This is a genomic window from Streptantibioticus rubrisoli, assembly GCF_024436055.1.
Lineage (GTDB): Bacteria > Actinomycetota > Actinomycetes > Streptomycetales > Streptomycetaceae > Streptantibioticus_A > Streptantibioticus_A rubrisoli.
In genome coordinates this window covers 136,380-153,902 of record NZ_JANFNH010000009.1, presented here as the reverse complement: position 1 = coordinate 153,902, position 17,523 = coordinate 136,380, and the positions used below count along the sequence as shown (strand labels likewise).

The 17,523-nt window shown below is 71.0% G+C and carries 17 protein-coding genes and 2 pseudogenes; 3 read left to right on the top strand and 16 right to left on the bottom strand.

Going from position 1 to position 17,523, the window contains the following annotated elements:
* From NON19_RS12475 to NON19_RS12465, 3 genes and pseudogenes are all read right to left on the bottom strand, one after another.
* Window positions 1–294, bottom strand: a pseudogene (locus NON19_RS12475) (hypothetical protein); the annotation flags it as partial.
* Window positions 291–572, bottom strand: a complete 282-nt coding sequence (locus tag NON19_RS12470; RefSeq protein WP_255927342.1) for a hypothetical protein — start codon at window positions 570–572, stop codon at window positions 291–293. The gene NON19_RS12470 and the pseudogene NON19_RS12475, both read right to left, overlap by 4 nt.
* Window positions 569–892 carry a PadR family transcriptional regulator gene (locus NON19_RS12465; protein ID WP_255927340.1) on the bottom strand — a complete coding sequence of 108 codons (324 nt, stop codon included), beginning with the start codon at window positions 890–892 and terminating at the stop codon, window positions 569–571. Before NON19_RS12465 ends, NON19_RS12470 begins: the two co-directional genes overlap by 4 nt.
* 5 nt (window positions 893–897) lie before the next feature.
* On the opposite strand from NON19_RS12465, the pseudogene NON19_RS12460 reads away from it, so the two are divergent.
* From NON19_RS12460 to NON19_RS12450, 3 genes and pseudogenes are all read left to right on the top strand, one after another.
* A pseudogene (locus tag NON19_RS12460) lies at window positions 898–1,254 on the top strand (IS5/IS1182 family transposase); the annotation flags it as partial.
* Between the two features lie 1,003 nt (window positions 1,255–2,257).
* Window positions 2,258–2,464, top strand: a complete 207-nt coding sequence (locus tag NON19_RS12455; RefSeq protein WP_255927338.1) for a hypothetical protein — start codon at window positions 2,258–2,260, stop codon at window positions 2,462–2,464.
* A complete protein-coding gene (locus NON19_RS12450) occupies window positions 2,461–3,147 on the top strand; it encodes a phosphatase PAP2 family protein (RefSeq protein WP_255927336.1) in 687 nt (228 codons plus the stop codon). The genes NON19_RS12455 and NON19_RS12450 overlap by 4 nt, the downstream gene beginning before the upstream one ends.
* 7 nt (window positions 3,148–3,154) lie before the next feature.
* Here the strand turns inward: NON19_RS12450 and NON19_RS12445 are convergent, their stop codons facing one another.
* Genes NON19_RS12445 through NON19_RS12385 form a run of 13 tightly spaced genes read right to left on the bottom strand, consistent with a single transcriptional unit; the run spans window position 3,155 to window position 17,517 of the window.
* Window positions 3,155–4,528, bottom strand: coding sequence for a glutamate-1-semialdehyde 2,1-aminomutase (locus NON19_RS12445; RefSeq protein WP_255927334.1), 1,374 nt, complete (start codon window positions 4,526–4,528; stop codon window positions 3,155–3,157).
* 7 nt (window positions 4,529–4,535) lie between these two features.
* Complete coding sequence (rfbC, locus tag NON19_RS12440) at window positions 4,536–5,087, bottom strand: dTDP-4-dehydrorhamnose 3,5-epimerase (RefSeq protein WP_255927332.1); 552 nt, start codon at window positions 5,085–5,087, stop codon at window positions 4,536–4,538.
* A complete protein-coding gene (locus tag NON19_RS12435; protein WP_255927330.1) occupies window positions 5,084–6,322 on the bottom strand; it encodes a polysaccharide pyruvyl transferase family protein in 1,239 nt (412 codons plus the stop codon). Before NON19_RS12435 ends, rfbC begins: the two co-directional genes overlap by 4 nt.
* Window positions 6,319–7,266, bottom strand: a complete 948-nt coding sequence (locus NON19_RS12430) for a glycosyltransferase family 2 protein (protein ID WP_255927328.1) — start codon at window positions 7,264–7,266, stop codon at window positions 6,319–6,321. Before NON19_RS12430 ends, NON19_RS12435 begins: the two co-directional genes overlap by 4 nt.
* Window positions 7,263–8,552 (bottom strand): MATE family efflux transporter, encoded by a 1,290-nt coding sequence (locus NON19_RS12425; RefSeq protein WP_372514113.1) that lies wholly within the window; start codon window positions 8,550–8,552, stop codon window positions 7,263–7,265. The genes NON19_RS12430 and NON19_RS12425 overlap by 4 nt, the downstream gene beginning before the upstream one ends.
* Before the next feature lie 5 nt (window positions 8,553–8,557).
* Complete coding sequence (locus tag NON19_RS12420) at window positions 8,558–9,841, bottom strand: DUF4910 domain-containing protein (protein ID WP_255927324.1); 1,284 nt, start codon at window positions 9,839–9,841, stop codon at window positions 8,558–8,560.
* Window positions 9,829–10,854 carry an NAD-dependent epimerase/dehydratase family protein gene (locus NON19_RS12415; protein ID WP_255927322.1) on the bottom strand — a complete coding sequence of 342 codons (1,026 nt, stop codon included), beginning with the start codon at window positions 10,852–10,854 and terminating at the stop codon, window positions 9,829–9,831. Before NON19_RS12415 ends, NON19_RS12420 begins: the two co-directional genes overlap by 13 nt.
* A 3-nt stretch (window positions 10,855–10,857) precedes the next feature.
* Window positions 10,858–11,505, bottom strand: a complete 648-nt coding sequence (locus NON19_RS12410; protein ID WP_255927320.1) for a PIG-L deacetylase family protein — start codon at window positions 11,503–11,505, stop codon at window positions 10,858–10,860.
* Window positions 11,502–12,296, bottom strand: a complete 795-nt coding sequence (locus tag NON19_RS12405; protein WP_255927318.1) for a glycosyltransferase family protein — start codon at window positions 12,294–12,296, stop codon at window positions 11,502–11,504. Before NON19_RS12405 ends, NON19_RS12410 begins: the two co-directional genes overlap by 4 nt.
* Entirely contained in the window at window positions 12,293–13,543 is a 1,251-nt protein-coding gene (locus tag NON19_RS12400) for a class I SAM-dependent methyltransferase (protein ID WP_255927317.1), read from the bottom strand. Before NON19_RS12400 ends, NON19_RS12405 begins: the two co-directional genes overlap by 4 nt.
* Window positions 13,540–14,748 (bottom strand): glycosyltransferase, encoded by a 1,209-nt coding sequence (locus NON19_RS12395; RefSeq protein ID WP_255927315.1) that lies wholly within the window; start codon window positions 14,746–14,748, stop codon window positions 13,540–13,542. Before NON19_RS12395 ends, NON19_RS12400 begins: the two co-directional genes overlap by 4 nt.
* A 26-nt stretch (window positions 14,749–14,774) precedes the next feature.
* Entirely contained in the window at window positions 14,775–15,983 is a 1,209-nt protein-coding gene (locus NON19_RS12390) for an O-antigen ligase domain-containing protein (protein WP_255927313.1), read from the bottom strand.
* A gap of 1 nt (window position 15,984) precedes the next feature.
* A complete protein-coding gene (locus NON19_RS12385) occupies window positions 15,985–17,517 on the bottom strand; it encodes a right-handed parallel beta-helix repeat-containing protein (RefSeq protein ID WP_255927311.1) in 1,533 nt (510 codons plus the stop codon).
* Between the last annotated feature and the right edge of the window lie 6 nt (window positions 17,518–17,523).

Sequence of the window (17,523 nt, the reverse complement as noted above, 5' to 3'; positions counted from 1 at the left end):
GAACGGGCCGGTCGGTTCGGCGTTGTCGAGCCGGGTCATCTGGTCGAGGACGAACCGGGTGGCGGCGGACCACAAGGCGATCAGTCTGTCGCTGCGGAGGTCCTGCTCGGTAGTCGACAGGCGGGCCTCGCCCGGGTTGCCCGCGGCCGTCTTGGTCACCACCTGGCCGTCTGAGAGCACGACCACGGTGGTGCTGTACGGCGCGTCCATCCCCACCACGACGTAGCCATGGCTGGCCAGGTCCTCGGCCAGGGTGGTGTAGTCGGTGGCCAGGGCACCGATGCCGGATCTCATGCGACCTCGGGCGGCGTGCCCTGGAAGCCGGAGTCGATGCCGTTGTAGCCGATCCAGCAGATGAACAGCGCGCTGACGGTGATGGCGGTCCAGCGCAGCCACACCGGCGCGGCGCCCTTGACGATGAACCAGCATGCGGCGCGCAGCCACTTCCTGCGCATCGGCCCGGCCTCCGCCACGGCGGCCTCGGCGAGCATGGCCCGCCCCAACTCCTGCCGCCTGGTCGGTAGGAACCGCAGGCCCGCCTCAGCGGCGCGCCCCACCCGGTCCCCGGTCATGACTGGCCGTCCGCGAGTCGAGTGCGGTAGCCGACCGTCTTGGGGGGCGTCACCGGCTCGGCGGCCAGGTTCGCCGCGTGGACCGCTCCCTCGGTGCTGAGCCGGTACAGGTGTCGGCGCGGTCGGCCGGTGGGCGGGTCCTGCTCCCACTGGCTCTCCAGCAGCCCCCGGTCCGTCAACCGGGCGAGGATCGGGTACAGGGTTCCGGGCGCCAGACCGGTCTCGCTGGCGATGTCGTAGCCGTACCGCCAGGTCTGCCCCCCGGCCCGCAGCGCCCGGAAAACCAGTCTTGTCTGCGCGGAGTCACGTCGAGTTGGCATGAGCAAAACTCTATATAGGTAGACTTCCTCCCGGCAAGGGTGTCGAGCAGGTCAACGTGAACCTGGACCGCGGCCACGACAGCGACAAGTCCCGTACCCCCTGGCAGAGTTCGGCTTCACCGGCGAGATCGCCCGCAAGGGCCTGCCCGCCCCATCCAGGCCAGCAAGCGCTGAGGGGTCGAACGCGGGCACGCGTGGATGAACGGCTCCGGCATGCTGCGGCGCGCACCGAAAGACGCGGCCGCATCGTGGACTTCTACCTCTACCTGTCCGCCGCGACGGTCACGCTGCGCATGCCCATCCGCCGCGCGGCCCCGCGCTACCGCTGGGACAACCGGCCCACCAACCGGCGCCTCAGGTAACGCCTACTGCCGGACCCTCTCAGCGCTTCAGTTGGCGACCACGCGCGAGTGAAGCAGGCTGCGTAGGGGGCGACCCGGCAGCATCAGCTCACAGGCTTCGAGTCTGTCTCGGCGGGGCCGACGCGTGGCCCGTGCTGGAGCATGGGCGCCTATTGGCCATTCGCCCTGCGCGACTTTCGAGCGCAGATGGCAGCCGGTGCTGCACGGTGCGCCCGGGCATCCCATCGGATACGGTGACGGCGCCGTTGCGCCAGTGTCGGCAGACCAGTGGCTACCGCTTGACCCGACCCCGCAATGGCAACACCGCCAGGCAATACCAACACCACCAGTAGGAGCAGGAACGGCTCCAGCAGCCAGGAGGCGACGTTTGGACTTTCCGACGGCGGTTTGCCGCGACCGCAGTGTTGGGCAGGGTGGCAAGTAGAGGCTGATTGTGATCCTCTTGGCCAGGTGATGGACAGGTCGGCGAGTTCGGCGCTGCACAGGCTGACGGCTCCCGCGCGGGCCGAGTCGGACACGACGGGGGGCTCTTTGGTGGGGAGTTGGCGCCCGCAGACGCCGACGGTCTCGTCGTCCAGCATCGAGTGGCGTTGGATCGCTTGGCCCAAGCGGGCCTGGGTCCGGCCGGGTTCGCGCTTGAGGTGTTTGCGATCTCGCTCGGTCCGGCCGCGCAGCCCGTACATCTGATGATTCCGGCTTGTCATGTCGGCGGGCGGCAGCGGCCAGTTTTCAGGGCGTGGCATCGCGGCAGCGTCGGGTGACATGGCGTCAACGGCCCCGATTGGAGGGGGAGGTGTATCGCATCTGCCGGATGGTCTGCGATGGTGTGCGGGCTTTGCCCCGTCGCGGTCATGAGTGGGGTGTTCGGATCGGCAGGCACTCGTGGCAGGGTGGGAGTCGGCTGGTGAGGCATGGTGTGCGGCGCGGGCAGCAGCGGGTCGATCCGCCGGTCGTTGAACCACTCGTGATCCCACGGGAACCGGGACACACAGCAGTTGTGCGCATGGCAGACAAGAAGGTCACCGAAAGCAGGCCGGGCCGTCTTCAAGTCGGCCTGGCGCAGGGGAAACAGAAGGCCGCTGATTCTGGGCTGCCCACCGGTCGGATGCAGGACCGCATCCTCCCCCTGTCTCAAGAAGCCAAGATCCGGAACACCATCTACCGATCCCGGCGAAGCACCGCAGTTCCACCGGACGCGGTGGGCGTGTGACCGGCCAGTCGGCGCCCGCGCTGCTGCCGCTATCGCTGCGCGCGCGGCTCGGGCTGATCGCGGCCCTCGCCACGCTGGTGGTCGTCGTGCTCGGTGTCCGGTACGCCGGTCAGAGCGAGCCCAGCAGGGTGGACAGGTGGATCATCCAGCCGACGGCGGACAGTGTGCGGCCGCCGTGGCGGCGCTTCGCTGTGGTCCTGGACTTCTTGGGGCAACCCGCCGGAGCGGTGATGCTGGTCGTGGCCACAGTGATGGGCTGCCTGCTGCTTCGGCGTCCTCGCGCAGCGGTGCTCGTCGTTGCGGGCGCCGCCATGGCCGTGGGGACGGCGTCGCTGCTCAAGCATCTGGTGGGACGCACCATCCACGGCGGCGGCAACCTGTCCTATCCGAGCGGGCACACCGCCTTCCTCACCGCGCTGGCCCTTGTGCTGGCGCTGCTCGCGACCGGCCGGTTCGGCCTCGGCAGGACGGTCGGCACGTCACTCGTGCTCGCCGCGGCGCTGGGTGCCGGGGCCGCCATGGGCTGGGCGCAGGTGGCCCTGGGCGCGCACTACCCGACCGACGTCCTCGGCGGCTGGTGCACCGCGCTGGCGGTGGTACCGGCGACCGCGTGGCTGGTCGACCGGATGGCTGACCGGCTGGTCGATCGGATGGCCGAGGCCGGTCGGCGGGAGCGTCGCTGACGTCACGTCACGCCAAGCGGCGGAATACGGGCTTCACCGGTCGTCCGGCCAGGTACGGGGTGGGGTCAGCGGCGTCCAGTGCTTTCCGGTACACCGCACATGCCTGGGCCACCACGTCGACGGTGCGATCGATGTCGGCGTCGTCGAGCGCGCTGCTCACCACGAACGACGGGGCCAGCACACCGCCCGCGAGAAGCCAGCGCAGGAACAGGGTGCGGTACCGCTGTGACGGCTGCCGGTTCTCGTCGAGGGTGGCGAAGACCAGGTTGCTGGCCCGTCCCCGGACGACGACGTGGTCTCCGACGCCCATGGCTGCCGCGGCGTCGCGAACCCCCGCGGCCAACCGCTCGCCGAGGGCGTGCAGCCGCGCGGTGACGCCCTCTTCGACGTAGGTGGTGAGCACGGCCATCGCGGCTGCCAGGGAGTGCGTTTCCGCACCGTGCGTGGTGGACAGCAGGAACACCCGGTCGCCGCGGTGACGCAGCCCGCCCCGCTCCATCAGATCGCGGCGCCCGGCCAGCGCGGAGACGGCGAACCCGTTGCCCAGCGCCTTGCCGAACGTGGAGAGGTCGGGCACGACGCCGTACAGGCCCTGGGCGCCCGCCTCGGACCAGCGGAAGCCGGTGATCATCTCATCGAAGATCAGTACGCAGCCGTGCCGGTCGGCCAGCTCGCGCAGCCCGGCGAGGTACCCGGGAGTGGGGTCTCCCCCGCTCGAACTAAGTGGAGAGCTTGGGGAAGGCTCGGTGTGGGTGGCGGGTTCGAGGATCAGGCAGGCGACCTCGTCCTGGTACCGGGTGAGCAGTTCCTCCGTGGCGGCCAGGTCCCCGTAGGGGAACGCCACGGTGAGCTCGTTGGTCGCCGCCGGAACACCGGCGGACATCGGCGTGGTGCCGATGAACCAGTCGTCGACGGAGAAGAACGGATGGTCGGCGCAGATGGCCACCCGCGGGCGCCCGGTGGCGGCGCGTGCGAGGCGTACCGCGGCGGTGGTGGCGTCGGAGCCGTTCTTCGCGAACTTCACCATCTCGGCGGTCGGCACCGTGGCCAGGAAGCGTTCCGCGGCTTCGACCTCCACGATGGACGGCCGGACGAAGTTGCTGCCGCGGTCGAGTTCCCGCCGCACCGCCTCGATCACGCGCGGGTGGGCGTGGCCGAGGCTGACGGACCGCAGGCCGGAGCCGTACTCGATGTAGCGGTTGCCGTCGATGTCCCACACGTGGGCACCGCGGCCGTGACTGATGACCGGGGCCAGGTTCTCGGGGTACTGGTCGTCGCCCTTGGCGTAGGTGTGCGCGCCGCCGGGGACCAGGGCGTGCAGCCGCTCGTTCGCCATCCGCGACCGGGGCAGGAGGAACCCGCCTGCGTCTTCGGTGTCCACTCCGACCTCAACTCTCCTGTTGCCGCAGGACCTCGGCGAGGCTCGGCGCCTCCCGGTCCCGTGGGGACATCGATATGACCGGCAGCGGCCAGGCAATGGCGAGCTCCGGGTCGTCGAAGGCGATCGTCACGTCCTCGGCCGGATCGTGCGGGCGGTCGATCCGGTACGAGACGTCGGCGGTTTTGGTCAGCGCCTGGAAGCCGTGGGCGCATCCCGCCGGGATGTACAAGGTCATCTGCGTGTCGTCGGACAGCTCGAAGAAGGCCCGGCCCAGGTATGTCGGCGAGTCCGTCCGCAGGTCCACGACGACGTCGAAGATCTTCCCGTACGAGCAGCGCACCAGCTTGGCCTCGCCAGCGCCGGAGCGCAGGTGCAGGCCGCGCAGCACGCCTCGGGCCGAGCGGGACACGCTGTCTTGGACGAAGGCGTGCGGGTCGAGGCCCACCGAGCGGACCGCGTCGGCGTCGAAGGTGCGGCAGAAGAAGCCGCGCTCGTCGGCGTGCGGCGTCGGCTCGAAGAGGTACGCTCCGGCGATCTCCGGGACTTCGGTCGCTTTCACGGGGCCTCCTGCCGGGCGTGGGTTCGGGCGTGGTCGGCCGCCGGGAACAGGGCCGTGGTCAAGGCGGTGAACTGGCGCTCGAGGTGCCGGACGGCGGCCAGGTTCCGCTCGGTGAGGGTCTGCCGCAGCTGTGCCGATTGCTGCTCCAGCGCCCGGAACTGCTCCAGCAACCGGTCGGCGTCGACCTCGCGAGCCGGGTGGCAGTACTCGCCGAGGCCCATCCGCGCCATGAGCGCGTCGCTCTTCGCCGCATAGCAGAGTGCGAGCGTCGGCGTGCCGACCTTCAACGCGCAGACCAGGTTGTGGTAGCGGATCGCCACCACGGTGTCGGCAGCCGCCGTCTCCTTCATCAGGTCGGCCAGCGACGCCACGTCGGCAGCCGAGACCAGCGGTGAGTCCACCGCGTCGAGGACCGCGGCGGCCACCGGCGCGTCGACCCGGTCTCCGGTGAGCAGCCGGACCGGCCTGCCGTCCTCGACCAGTGCGTGGACGAACCGAATCGTCCCGTCGAGGTAGCGCCGGTGGATCTCCTCGGCGCGGGCGCGGTCGTCGTTGCTCCCGTGGAAGGCCATGACGCCGACGCAGACTGTGCCCGGCGGACCCGAGGGCGCGCTCGCCGGCGGCGTCGGCAGGCAGAACGCGAGGTCCGGGTAGACCTCGTCGCGTGCGGTGTCCACGCCCATCCTCCGCATCGCCTCGCGGGACGGGGTGTCCCGGTACGACCGGTACACGGCCAGCCGAGCCGACCAGCGCACCAGGGCCCGGGTCGGCCGGTTGCCGATCGCGGCGGCGCCGACGCTGACCAGCGCGACCCGGGCGCGAAAGAGCCGACCGGACGCGCAGAGCAGGAACAGGGAGTACGGGAAGCCCCACGGCCGCAGCGGCAGCGTGGCCTCCAGGACGCCCATGCCCGGCACGATCACCACGTCGTGCCGTCGCACCCAGGCGGCGGTGCGGAAGGCGTCGACGAGTTTGCCCAGACCCTTGGCCGCGATCGCGGCCACACGCGACGCGGTCCGGTACTCCCCGCGATACCAGTGCAGCCGCGTCGCGGGGATCTGGTACCGGGTCGAGACGACCTCGGGTCCGCCGCACAGCGCGTCCACGATCGCCTCCGGGTGCTCGGCGCGCAGGTACCCGAGCACGGCCTCGAGCGACCCGTCGTTGCCGAGGTTTCCGGAGCCGAGCAGGCCGAACACCCCGACGCGCACCGTGGGTTCGTTCGCAGGCTTCATGCCTGCCTCCCCTCACGGCCGGCGACGAGGGCGTTGACGCAGACCGTGAGCTCGGCCGGGTCGACCGGGGCGCGGTCCTCGACCCGCTCGCCCGCGCCCGGCCGGACCCGGCTGGTCATCCATGCGGCCAGGTGGCGGTAGCACGCGCGCCGGTCGGCCGGGGACAGCGGAGCCCGCCCGATCGCCGCGACGAAGCCCCAGACGTACTCGGCGAGCAGCCGGGGTGTCGGGTGCAGTGGGCCTGCCCGGCGCGGGTCCAGGTTGACGCACCGGGAGCGCTTGGAAGGGTTCGCCCGCTCGGCGCGGGTGGGGTGGTCGCGGCGGAAGTACAGCAGCTCCGGCACCTGGTGGAAGGGCCCGTGCAGGGCGATCTCGGCGACGAACGTGCGGTCGGCGTGGTGGTAGCTGTCGTGCGGCTTCACCCGGCGCAGCACGTCGGCCCGCATCACCCCGTAGAAGTCGTCACCGCCGGGCTCGAACAGCATGCTGCGGAAGCGCTCCGGCGCGTGCGGCGAGTCGGTGGCGAGCCCGTACTCGTACGGGACCTTCACCTGGCCGCCGCCGTCGATGACCGCCTGGCCGGAGTGCGCGAGCACGACGTCCGGCCGCTCGTCCAGCGCCTGGACGCAGCGCTTGAGCAGGTCCCGGGCGTACAGGTCGTCGTGCGAGGCCCACTTGAACAGTTCGCCGCGGCACTCGGTGAACACGTGGTTGTGGTTCGGCGCGGCACCGATGTTCCGGGGCAGCCGGATGTACCGGATGCGCGAGTCCCGCGCGGCGTAATCGCGGCAGATGTCTCGCGTCCCGTCGGTCGAGGCGTTGTCGGAGATGACCAGCTCGAAGTCCTCGTAGGTCTGGCCGAGCAGGGCGTCGAGCGATTCGGCGAGGTACTCCTCGCCGTTGTACACGGGCAGGCCGATGCTCAACCGGGGATGGGCGGTCATGGCGTCCTCACTTCGCGGATGGGGATGTGGTGGCGTTCGCGCAGGGCGGACCGCAGTTGCAGCCACCACACGGCCGAGCCGCCGACGGTCGCGGCGGCGACGCCCCAGGCCGAGCCGACCGTGCCGCCGACGGCCGCACCGCCGAGCCCGCCGATGACATAGCAGGTGGAGGCGGAAAGCTGGCAGCGCAGGCTGCGCCGCGCCGCGGCGAGCGCGCGCAGCCCGGCCGCCGCGCCAGTGCCGAGGCCGGCGCCCGCGACGCCGAGCGTGACCGGCACGATGAGCTTCGAGGCGAAGTGCCACACGTCGCCGAGCACGAGCTCGCCGAACCGGTCCGGCATCAGCAGCAGGGCCCCGCCCCACAGCAGTGCGGCGACGGCTTGCCCGCCGCCCAGCACGAGGCAGAACGCGCCAAGGCGGTGCGGGGCCCGCCGCAGCACCTGTGCGGCCTCCGCGACCGTGACCAGGGAAAGCCCCATCAGCACAGCCATGAACGGGCCGAGCAGGAGCTCGGCGCCCCGGACCACACCCACCGCGCTGACCCCGACGATCGCGCCGAGCCCGTACGCCCGCAGCTGGCTTGCGCCGCTGACGCCGACGTTCTCGACCAGGTACCGGTAGCCCAGGTCACGGTGCTCGCGAAGCCACTCGCGCGCTCCGGTCATCCGGGGCCGGATGCCGGACTGGAAGCAGCCGTACCCCGCGGCTACCGCGGCGGATCCGCCCCAGGCGAGCACGAAAGCGGCCACGCTGCCCACGCGGGCCGCCAGCACCATGGCCGGGACGAGCGCGACGCCCCACACCAGGTCGTTGACGAACGCCTTCCGCCCGGTACCGGCGGCGAAGAACGCGAACCGCCAGGCGTCCTGCAGCAGCAGCCCCGGCACCATGACGCCGAGGCCGGCGAACGCGGACCCCACACGGCCGCCGACAGCAAGGCCGACCATCAGACACGCCGCGCCGATGACCCCGCCGACGCCGAGCGCGGTACCCGACGAGCGGGCCACCGCCCCGCGCCAGGACACGTCCGACACGCCGCTGAAGCGCACCACGAGCGGATCGGTGGCAAGGCCGCGGGAGACGCTGAGCACCACGCCGTAGGTCACCCAGGCCAGGCTGAACACGCCGAACGCGGTCACCCCCAGCGAGCGGGCCACGTAGACGCCCACCACGAAGTTGGACAAGCTGGAGGCCGCCTGGTCGGCAAGTCCCCAGGACAGCCGGCCGGCTATGGCACGTCTGGCCGGGCCTGTCGGTGCCGTCGTCTTCTCCCCCTGGGCGGACATCGCCGTCATGCCTTGACCAGCCCGGCGCCGTGCAGGGCGTCGGCCGCGGCGGCGACGGTGTCGAACGGCAGCCCGGACCGGTCAGCGACGTCCAGCAGACTGTGCTCGCCGTCGGAGAGACTGAGTACCCAGAGCATGGCCATCTCGGCCTGCTTCGCGTCGCTGCGGCCGCCGAGCGAGTCGTACAACCCGCGTCGCCCCAACTGCGGTTCGCCGTAGGGGCTGAGGTTGACGTACCGCCGGTTTCGGTCGAGGACGGCGAATGCCTCGCGGCAGACGGCGAGCGTGTCCGCCATCGCCTCCGGGGAGACGAAGTCCAGGTTGTCCGCCGAGGTGTGGTACTCGGGGTAGCGGGCGTACGGTGTCCGGCTGAGCGAGCCCACGCCGAGATCGAACCCGGGCGAGCAGAACTGCCGCTCGTCGTAGCCGTACGGAGTGAACACGGCGATGTGGTGCGGGCGTTCGGACGCGCGCAGCACGTGCCGCATCACCCGGTCGATCTCCGCGTCGCCGCGCCTGCTCTGCTTGTACGTCAGTTGGCCCGGGTCGCCCGCGCAGGCCAGCACCAGCCCGTGCTTGACCCGCTCCACCCGCTCGGCGTTGCGGGCCAGCCAGGTGATCGCCCCGATGGTGCCGGGCACGAAGAGGAACCGGTAGGTGTAGTACGGCGTCCGCTCGGCCAGCGCACGGGCCAGGAACGTCGCCACCGCGATGCCGGCCAGGTTGTCGTTGGCCAGCGACGGGTGGCAGACGTGGCAGGAGACGATCACCTCGTCAGGAACCCGGCCCGGGACCACATGCTCGGCGTAGGTGAGGTGGCCGTCCGCGAGTGTGGAGTCGATGCGTACCTCGTACTCGCCGTCCGGCAACGCGTCCAGGGTCTCCTGGGCCAGGCAGAACCCCCATTCCGGCTGGTAGTAGCTGGTGCGGTACGGCACCCAGGACGGCTGGTCCGGCAGGGTGTGCAGGTGCGCGCGAAGCTCGGCCAGCGGCATGGTCGCCGACACCGGCACGCTGTAGCCGAGCACGTGCAGGCTGGACGCGGCGAAGTCGACGATCCGGTTTCCGGCGGTGTCGGCGATGTACGCGTCGCGGATGTTCCACTCCTGCGGCACCGTCCAGTCGAGCACCTGGGTCCCGGTCGGCACCTCGTGCACCCGCAGCGGGACGTACTCGCCGACGATCTCCAAGGTGGCGCGCACACCGTCGCCGGTGATGCTCCGGCACAGCGGGTACAGCCGCGCCACCAGCGCGTGCATCGCTTCGCCGGGCGCGGTCATCGGCGCCACCGCAGGGTGTCGTCGACGGCGCCGGTGTCGGACGCCGCGCGCAGCACGGCAAGCCGGGTGAAGCGTTGCTCGAAGTCCTCCCGGGTCAGTCCGTGTTTCCGGTAGGCGTCGGCGAGTTCGAGCGCGCCCCGCTTCACCGTCCACTCGCAGTCGAAGCCGGGTATCGCGGCGCGGAACCGGGAGAAGTCCACGCGGTACGACCGCGGATCGGCGCCGGTCTCTGCGGTGATCACCACCTTCGCGCCGGGCACCGCCTCGGCGACCTGCTCAGCGATCTCGGCGACCGTGACGTTGTTGATCTCGCTGCCGATGTTGAACGCTTGGTCGTGTACCGCTTCGCGCGGCGCGGTCAGCGCGGCCGTGAAGGCCCGTGCGATGTCGGCGGCGTGCACCAGCGGGCGCCAGGGGGTGCCGTCGGAGAGCACCAGGACCTCGCCGGTCAGGAGTGCGTGGCCCACCAGGTTGTTCAGCACGATGTCGGCGCGCAGCCGGGGTGAATAGCCGAAGGCGGTGGCGTTGCGCATGAACACCGGGCTGAAGTCGCCGTCGGCCAGCACGTGCAGGTCGTCCTCCACCCGCACCTTGGACTCCGCGTACGGCGTCACCGGGCGCAGCGGGGCATCCTCGGCCACCAGACCGCCGCCACCGGCGGCGCCGTAGACCGAGCACGTCGACGCGTACAGGAAGCGCCGCACTCCGGCGTCGCGGGCCAGCCGGGCCAGCCGCACGGACGCGTGGTGGTTGATGTCGTAGGTGAGCTCCGGCGCCAGCGAGCCGAGGGGGTCGTTGGACAGCGCGGCCAGGTGGATCACGGCGTCCACCCCGGCCACGTGTTCGGCCGTGACGTCGCGCAGGTCCACCCGCTGCCCCGGAGCGTCCGCGGGCGGCGGGCCAAGGACGCAGTCGGCGAACAGGCCGGCGTCCAGACCGACGACCTCGTGCCCGGCGGCCGCGAGGACAGGGGCCATCACGGTGCCCAGGTAGCCCTGGTGCCCGGTCAGCAGTACGCGCAAGGTTCAATCCCCCAAGGTGAGAGCGAGTTTGGTGACGGCGAACGCCTCGGCGTAGCGCGCGTGGCATTCGATACCGCGGATCCGGGCGAGACCGAGGAAGACCTCGCGGTCGTACCAGGGCCGGTGCCGCTGCGAGGGGTAGTGCTCGTGCAGCAGCCGCACCTTCTGTTCGGCGATCTCCGGCGCCAGCGGCTGGTACGCCGACGGACGGCCGAGATCGCCGTCCCACTTGACGATCTCGTAGCCGAGCACGAGGTGGTCGCGGAACGCGGTGGGTATCAGCTGCGCCAGGCCGCGGTGATCCTGGTGCGCGTCATCGGTCCGCGGAGCCAGCACGAGATCCGGCTCGGTCCCCGCGCGCAGTTCCTCGACCGCGGCCTTGGCCTCCTCCCAGTAGGCGGGCAGTCGGCCATCGGGCAGTTTGTGCACGGTCAGGCGCAGTTCGGCGCCCGGGCAGAAGGCGGCGAGCGCGGCCTGCTCCTCCTGCTCCCGCTCGCTGCCCCCGCCGGAGAGCACCAGCGCGTCGACGCGGATGCCAGGGCGCGCGAGGCACAGCGTCAGCAGCGTGCCGCCAGCGCCGATGGCGATGTCGTCGCAGTGCGCGCCCACCGCGACGATCCGCTCCAGGCGTCCGGCCCCGAGCCGGATCACGCGCGCACCCCCGCGCCGTCCTCTTCCCACACGGCCCACGGGCGGTCGCCGCGGGCGTAGGCGGCGTCGAGCGCGGCCCGCTCCTTCACGGTGTCGGTCGGCTTCCAGAAGCCGCGGTGCTGGTGCGCCACCAGGCGCCCCTGCTTGGCCAGTTGGGCGCATCCGTCGGCGACCAGGTCCCCGTTCTCCGGTATGTGGTCGAAGACCTCCTGGCGGAGCACGAAGTAGCCGCCGTTCTCCCACAGCGGCAGTTCGCTCACCGCGGTGATGCCCCCCACCAGGCCGTCCTCGCCCAAATCCACGCAGTGGAACGAGGACTGCGGCGGCACCACCATCATCGACGCACCGGCGTCGCGCCGCGCGAACCGGTCGATCATCTCCGGCAGCGGGGCGTCGGTGAGCACGTCGGCGTAGTTGGCGAGGAACATCTCGTCGCCAGCCAGGTGGTGCCGCACCCGGCGCAGCCGCTCCCCGATCGGTGACTCGATGCCGGTCTGTGCGAACGTGATCGTCCAGTCGGCGATGTCGGTGGACAGCAGCTCGGTCCGCCCGCCGCGCAGCACGAAGTCGTTGGACGTCGTCTCCTCGTACTTGAGGAAGTAGTTCTTGATGTGGTGCGCCCCGTAGCCGAGACACAGGATGAACTCCGTGTGCCCGAAGTGCGCGTAGTAGCGCATGACATGCCAGATCAGCGGTCGCGGGCCGACCATCGCCATCGGCTTGGGCACGTCGTCGAAGGCACCCTCGCGCATCCGCATCCCGTAACCGCCGCAGAACAGAACGACCTTCATGACTTGACCTCGACAATGCTCAGTTCGGGGATGGGGAAGACCAGCCGGCCGCCCCAGTCGTGCACGAAGGACAGCTGCTCGACCAGTTCGGCCCGCAGGTTCCACGGCAGGACGAGGACGTAGTCCGGTCGGTCGGCGGCGATCCGCTCGGGCGGCAGGATCGGGATGCGGGTGCCCGGGGTGAACCTGCCATGCTTGTAGGGGTTGCGGTCGACCGTGTACGCGAGCAGGTCGGGCCGGATGCCGCAGTGGTTGAGCAGGGTGTTGCCCTTGCCCGGGGCGCCGTAGCCGACCACCGTCTCACCGCGCTCGGCCGCCTCGATCAGGAACCGCAGCAGGTCCCGGCGCACCTTGGCCACCCGAGCGGAGAACTCGGTGTACCCGGACAGCTCCTGCAGCCCGGCGGCCTTCTCCCGGTCCAGCACGTCGGCCACCCTTCCCCAGGCTCTCGGCTCCGTCGGCTCACCGGCCACCTCGACCGGCCGGGCCCACAGCCGGATGGAGCCGCCGTGCGTGGGCAGCAACTCGACGTCCACGAGGGCGAGTCCGCCGCCGGCAAGGGCTCGGATCGCGGACGCGACCGTGTAGTACTGGAAGTGCTCGTGGTAGATCGTGTCGTACTGGTTGTCCTCGACCAGGGTCAGCAGGTGCTGCACCTCTATGGAGACCCACCCGTCGTCGGCGACCAGGGCGCGCAGCCCCTGGGTGAACCCGACCACGTCGGGGATGTGCGCGTACACGTTGTTGGCCACGACCAGGTTCGCCGGGCCGTGTTCGGCACGGACGGCCGCCCCGGTGGCCGGGCTCAGGAACTCCGTGAGCGTGGGCACGCCCGCCTCCCGCGCCGCGGCGCCGACGTTCACCGACGGCTCGATGCCGAGGCAGCGGATCCCCCGGTCCACCACGTGCCTCAGCAGGTACCCGTCGTTGCTCGCGACCTCGACCACGAAGGCGTCGGTGCCCAGACCCAGCCGCGCTGCGGTGTCGGCGACGAACGTGCGCGCGTGCTCCACCCAGGAGGTCGAGAAGGAGGAGAAGTACGCGTACTCGCTGAACGTCTCCTCCGGCGTGATCAGCGGCGGGATCTGCGCGAGCCAGCAGTCGGTGCAGACCCGCAGGTGCAGCGGGTACGCGGGCTCCGGCTGGTCCAGTTGGTCCGCGGCGAGAAAGCTCTCACATGGTGGCGTCGCCCCAAGGTCGACGACGCTCGCCAGTGTCGCCGAGCCGCAGAGTCGGCATCGTGTCATTGACTGCCCCCCATTGATTCCGACCGAGCCGCGATCGCGGTGCGGTACTCATCCACCAGGCGCTCAAGGCCGACGGCCGGGCTGAAGCCCTGCTCGTAACGGCGCCGGGCCGCCTGGCCCATCTCCCGGTTGCGCGCCGGATCGGCCGTGATCCGGCGCAGGCAGGACGCGAGCGAGACGGGCTCGCCCGGCCGGTGCAGCAGCCCGGTCACTTCGTCCTCGACGAGTTCGACGAAGGCGCCGTGACCTGCGGCGACGGCCGGGACGCCCGCCGCCATCGCCTCCACCACCACCAGGCCGAACGCCTCCAGCCACGTCGAGGGGGCCACCACGGCCACCGACCGCGCGACGGCCATCCGGCACTCCTGCGGGCCCAACAGGCCGGCGTACCGCACGTCGTCGCGGCCCGCCGCCCAGGCGGTCACCTCGCGCTCCAGTGGCCCCGCGCCCGCGACCACGAGCGGCACGCCCACACCGCCGCTCGCCGCGATCTCGTCCCACGCGGCCATGAGCAGCCGCACGCCCTTGGCCTGCGCGAGCCGGCCGAGATAGAGCACATGCTCGCCGGCGTCGGCTCGGCAAGTGCCCGGCTCCGGCACGAAGTTGTGCTTCACCACCAGCCGCTCGGGCGGCATTCCCGCCCGCACCAGGACGTCGCGCTGCGCCGCGGAGATGCACAGGAACCGCTGCACGCCGGACCACCACCGCCGCCGGTTGACCGACAGGCTGACCGCGAGCGGCACCGTCGCAAGCCGGGAGTTCCGGTAACAGCCGTGCCGGACGGCGGGCAGCGGTGCGGAGCCGACGCACTCGGTGCACGGTCGGCCGTCCCGCTGCAGCGTGCCGGGCGGGCAGATCTGGGTGTAGTTGTGCAGCGTGGCGACGGCGGGCACTTTGGCGTCGGCGCAGGCGGCGAGGACCGCGGGCGACAGGAGCGGGAAGACGTTGTGGACGTGCACCACGTCCGGTCGCTCGGCGCGCAGTCGGGCGGTGAGCTCCGCGCGGACCGCCGGGTTCCAGGGCACGAGGAGCGGCACCGCGGCCTTGGCGAGGAGGGACCGGGCGGCGATGTCGTCGCTGCGCCGCTCGAACACCTCGACCTGGTGGCCTGCCGCGCGCAGCAGTCCCACCTCCTGTTCGACGACCTTGTTCTCCCCGCTCGGCTGCGCCGAGGAGTAGTGGTTGTGCACCACGAGGACGTGCATGCTCAGGTCAACTCCGGTCTGCGGGCTCAGTGTGTGATGGGTCGTCGAGGAACTTCGGGCGTCGGGAAGGGCGTGGCCGCGGCGGGTGCCGCGAGCAGTGCGGCGGCGACGGCCAGATGCAGCAGATACGGCGAGGCGTCGCCGAGTCCGGCCTCGGTGTACGACGCGATCGCGCAGTAGCTGATCAGGAAGATCGCGCAGGCCCTCTGCAGTGACGGTGGCCGCAGCAGCGCGACGCCGCCAAGGACGATGATGATCACCGCCACGAGGGCGACACCGATCAGACCCTGCTCGTTGTAAACGGCCAGCCAGCTGTTGTCGATCGGCAGTCCGCCGAACGACTTGTCGCCCAGGCCAACGCCGAAGAACTGCTCCACGGTCGACCGGGGTGCTGCCAGCAGGGCGTCCCAGACCTTGGCCCGACCGGTGAGGCTGGAGAAGTTCTCCTTGCTCTGCCCGCGCAGGAACCACGCCTGAAGCACGGAGCCGAGCGCCACCGCGGCCACCGCGGCGCACAGCACCGCCCAGGTGAAGAACCGGCGGGCGGCGGCGCTGGTCAGGATGAGCGAGCCGATCGCCAACGCAAGGCCGATGAGCAGGCCGAGCGTGGCCGTGCGGGTATGGGTCAACGCGAGCAGGACGAGTGACGGCACGATGACCACGGCCGCGCTGGTCCTGTCGGTCCGCCGGTCCAGGACGAGCAGCACGGTGAGTCCGGTGATCACCGCGGCGTACTGTCCGATCTGCGGGGGGGTGAGCGGCCACAACGCGCCGACCAGCCGCCCGCCGTAGAGCTCGGGCATGGCCGCGCCCGGCGAGGCGACCAGGCCGGCGGCCACTGTCCCGAGCACCGCGAAGTACATCCGGATGTGGTGCCGGACGAAGGTCAGGCTGCCGTTCCACCAGCGGCTGACCAGCCACAGCGTGCCCACGAAGAGGGTCAGCCGGAAGCACCGGAACAGCGCGCCGAGCCCCGACTCCAGCTGCGCACTGGAGATCACGCTCGACACCAGCAGCACAGTGAGCAGGAACAGCAAGGCGCTGGGTCGGACACGCAGCCGGAGATTGAGTGCGAGCGCCAGCGCGAACGCTAAGGCCAGCGCGCCCATGGTGACCAACTGGATGACGGAGCGGGGCAGCGGAATGATGGTCTTCGCCCCGGCGGAGCCGAGCGTGTTGAGGACGAGCAGCCCCCAGACCGTCCCGACGACCTTCGGCGTGTGGTCCGCGCCCATCTCAACCACCGTCCACTGCGCGGAAGGTGCTGTCCGCGTCCTGCTGGTACGGCGTGCTCTGCCACTGCCCGGAGTCGAGTATCCGGCTCGGGTCGTGGGCGACGAATTTCCATGGTCCGACGTAGACGTTGTCGTGCCAGCGGTTGTGCTGCTTGAGGGTGATCGCCTCGGCCACCCGCTCGCCCTGGTACGGCGACCAGTCCGGATAGGTGCCGTAGTTGGCCAGCACCGCCATGCGGTCGCACTCCACCGTGCAGTCGACGACGGACTTGTCGAGCACGAAGCGGTTGTCGTGGATGTCCACCCGCTGGGTCTTCCACCGGCAGTCGGCGTAGAGCGGTGCGGTGGCGATGGCTGGCTGTGCGCAGCGGTCGGTGTTCTTCACCAGCAAGGTGCAGTCACCGGACGAGGTGTTGGCCGGGCTGTGGCAGAACCGGTCGGCGTTTTCCCACAGGGTGATCCCGGACCAGTTGTTCTCCAGCACGTTCCGGTAGATCTCGATCTTGTCGGTGCGGGCTGGGATCCGTGGTTCGCCGCCGGACTCGGACAGGTAGATGGTCGCGAACGGGAAGGTGTCGCCGCTGTCGGCGTACTTGCGGCCCTCGACCCAGTTGTTCCGCCGGAACGTGTTGTTTCGGATGACCGCGTTGTAGCTGGTCTCGTAGATCAGCGCGGCACCGTCGTTGGCCTCGAGCACGTTGCCCTCGATGCGGAAGTCGTTGTTGTTGGTGTCCGCCCACAACCCGGCTCCGCGGTTGTCGTGCACCCAGTTGCCGCGTACGTCGGCGCCGTTGACGGCCCAGAACTTCACGCCTCCGGTGCAGCCGCAGCCCGGCTTGCGCCGCTCCCAGTCGCCGGTGTTGTTGCCCACGATCTCGTTGCCCTCGACCACCAGGTCGCTGATACGGCCGGTGGTCTTGTAGGCGTTCATGCCGTACTGGCCGTTGCCGCGCAGGCAGTTGGCGAGGACCCGCTGGCGGGCACCGGCCATCAGCCCGGCGCCGGAGTTGTACTGGATGGTGGCGTGCTCGATCACCCATCCGTCGGCCGAGTCATGGTTGACCACGCCCTCGTCCTGTGGCGCGACGAAACCCTGCACGCTCAGGTAGCGGATGGTGACATTGCGGGCGGTGCCGCCGAACGCGTACTGGTTGGTCTTCCGGCCGTCGAGCACCGCGCCCGGCGCGCCGAGGTAGCTGTCCCCCTCCTTGGGGATCACCTGGGCGTAGCGGTCCGGCTCGAGCCTGTGCGTGCCCGGTCGAAGCCAGAACGTGGTGTTCGGCGGGCTGCTCTTGGTCTTCGCCGCCAGGTCACCGGCCACCGCGGGGTCGACCGTCACCGCGCCCGTTGGCGCCTTGGCCGGCCCGGCCGCGGGCCTGGCGCACACCCGGGCCACAGGCATGGATGTGGGTGTGGATGGCGCAGCGGTCGGCTTCTCCCGGCCGCTCGGCGTGCCCTGACAGCCGGTCACCGCCAGCAGGGCAAGCGTCAGCAGTGCCGCCGCCCACGCCCAGTGCCGCCTCTTGATCCCCACGCGTCC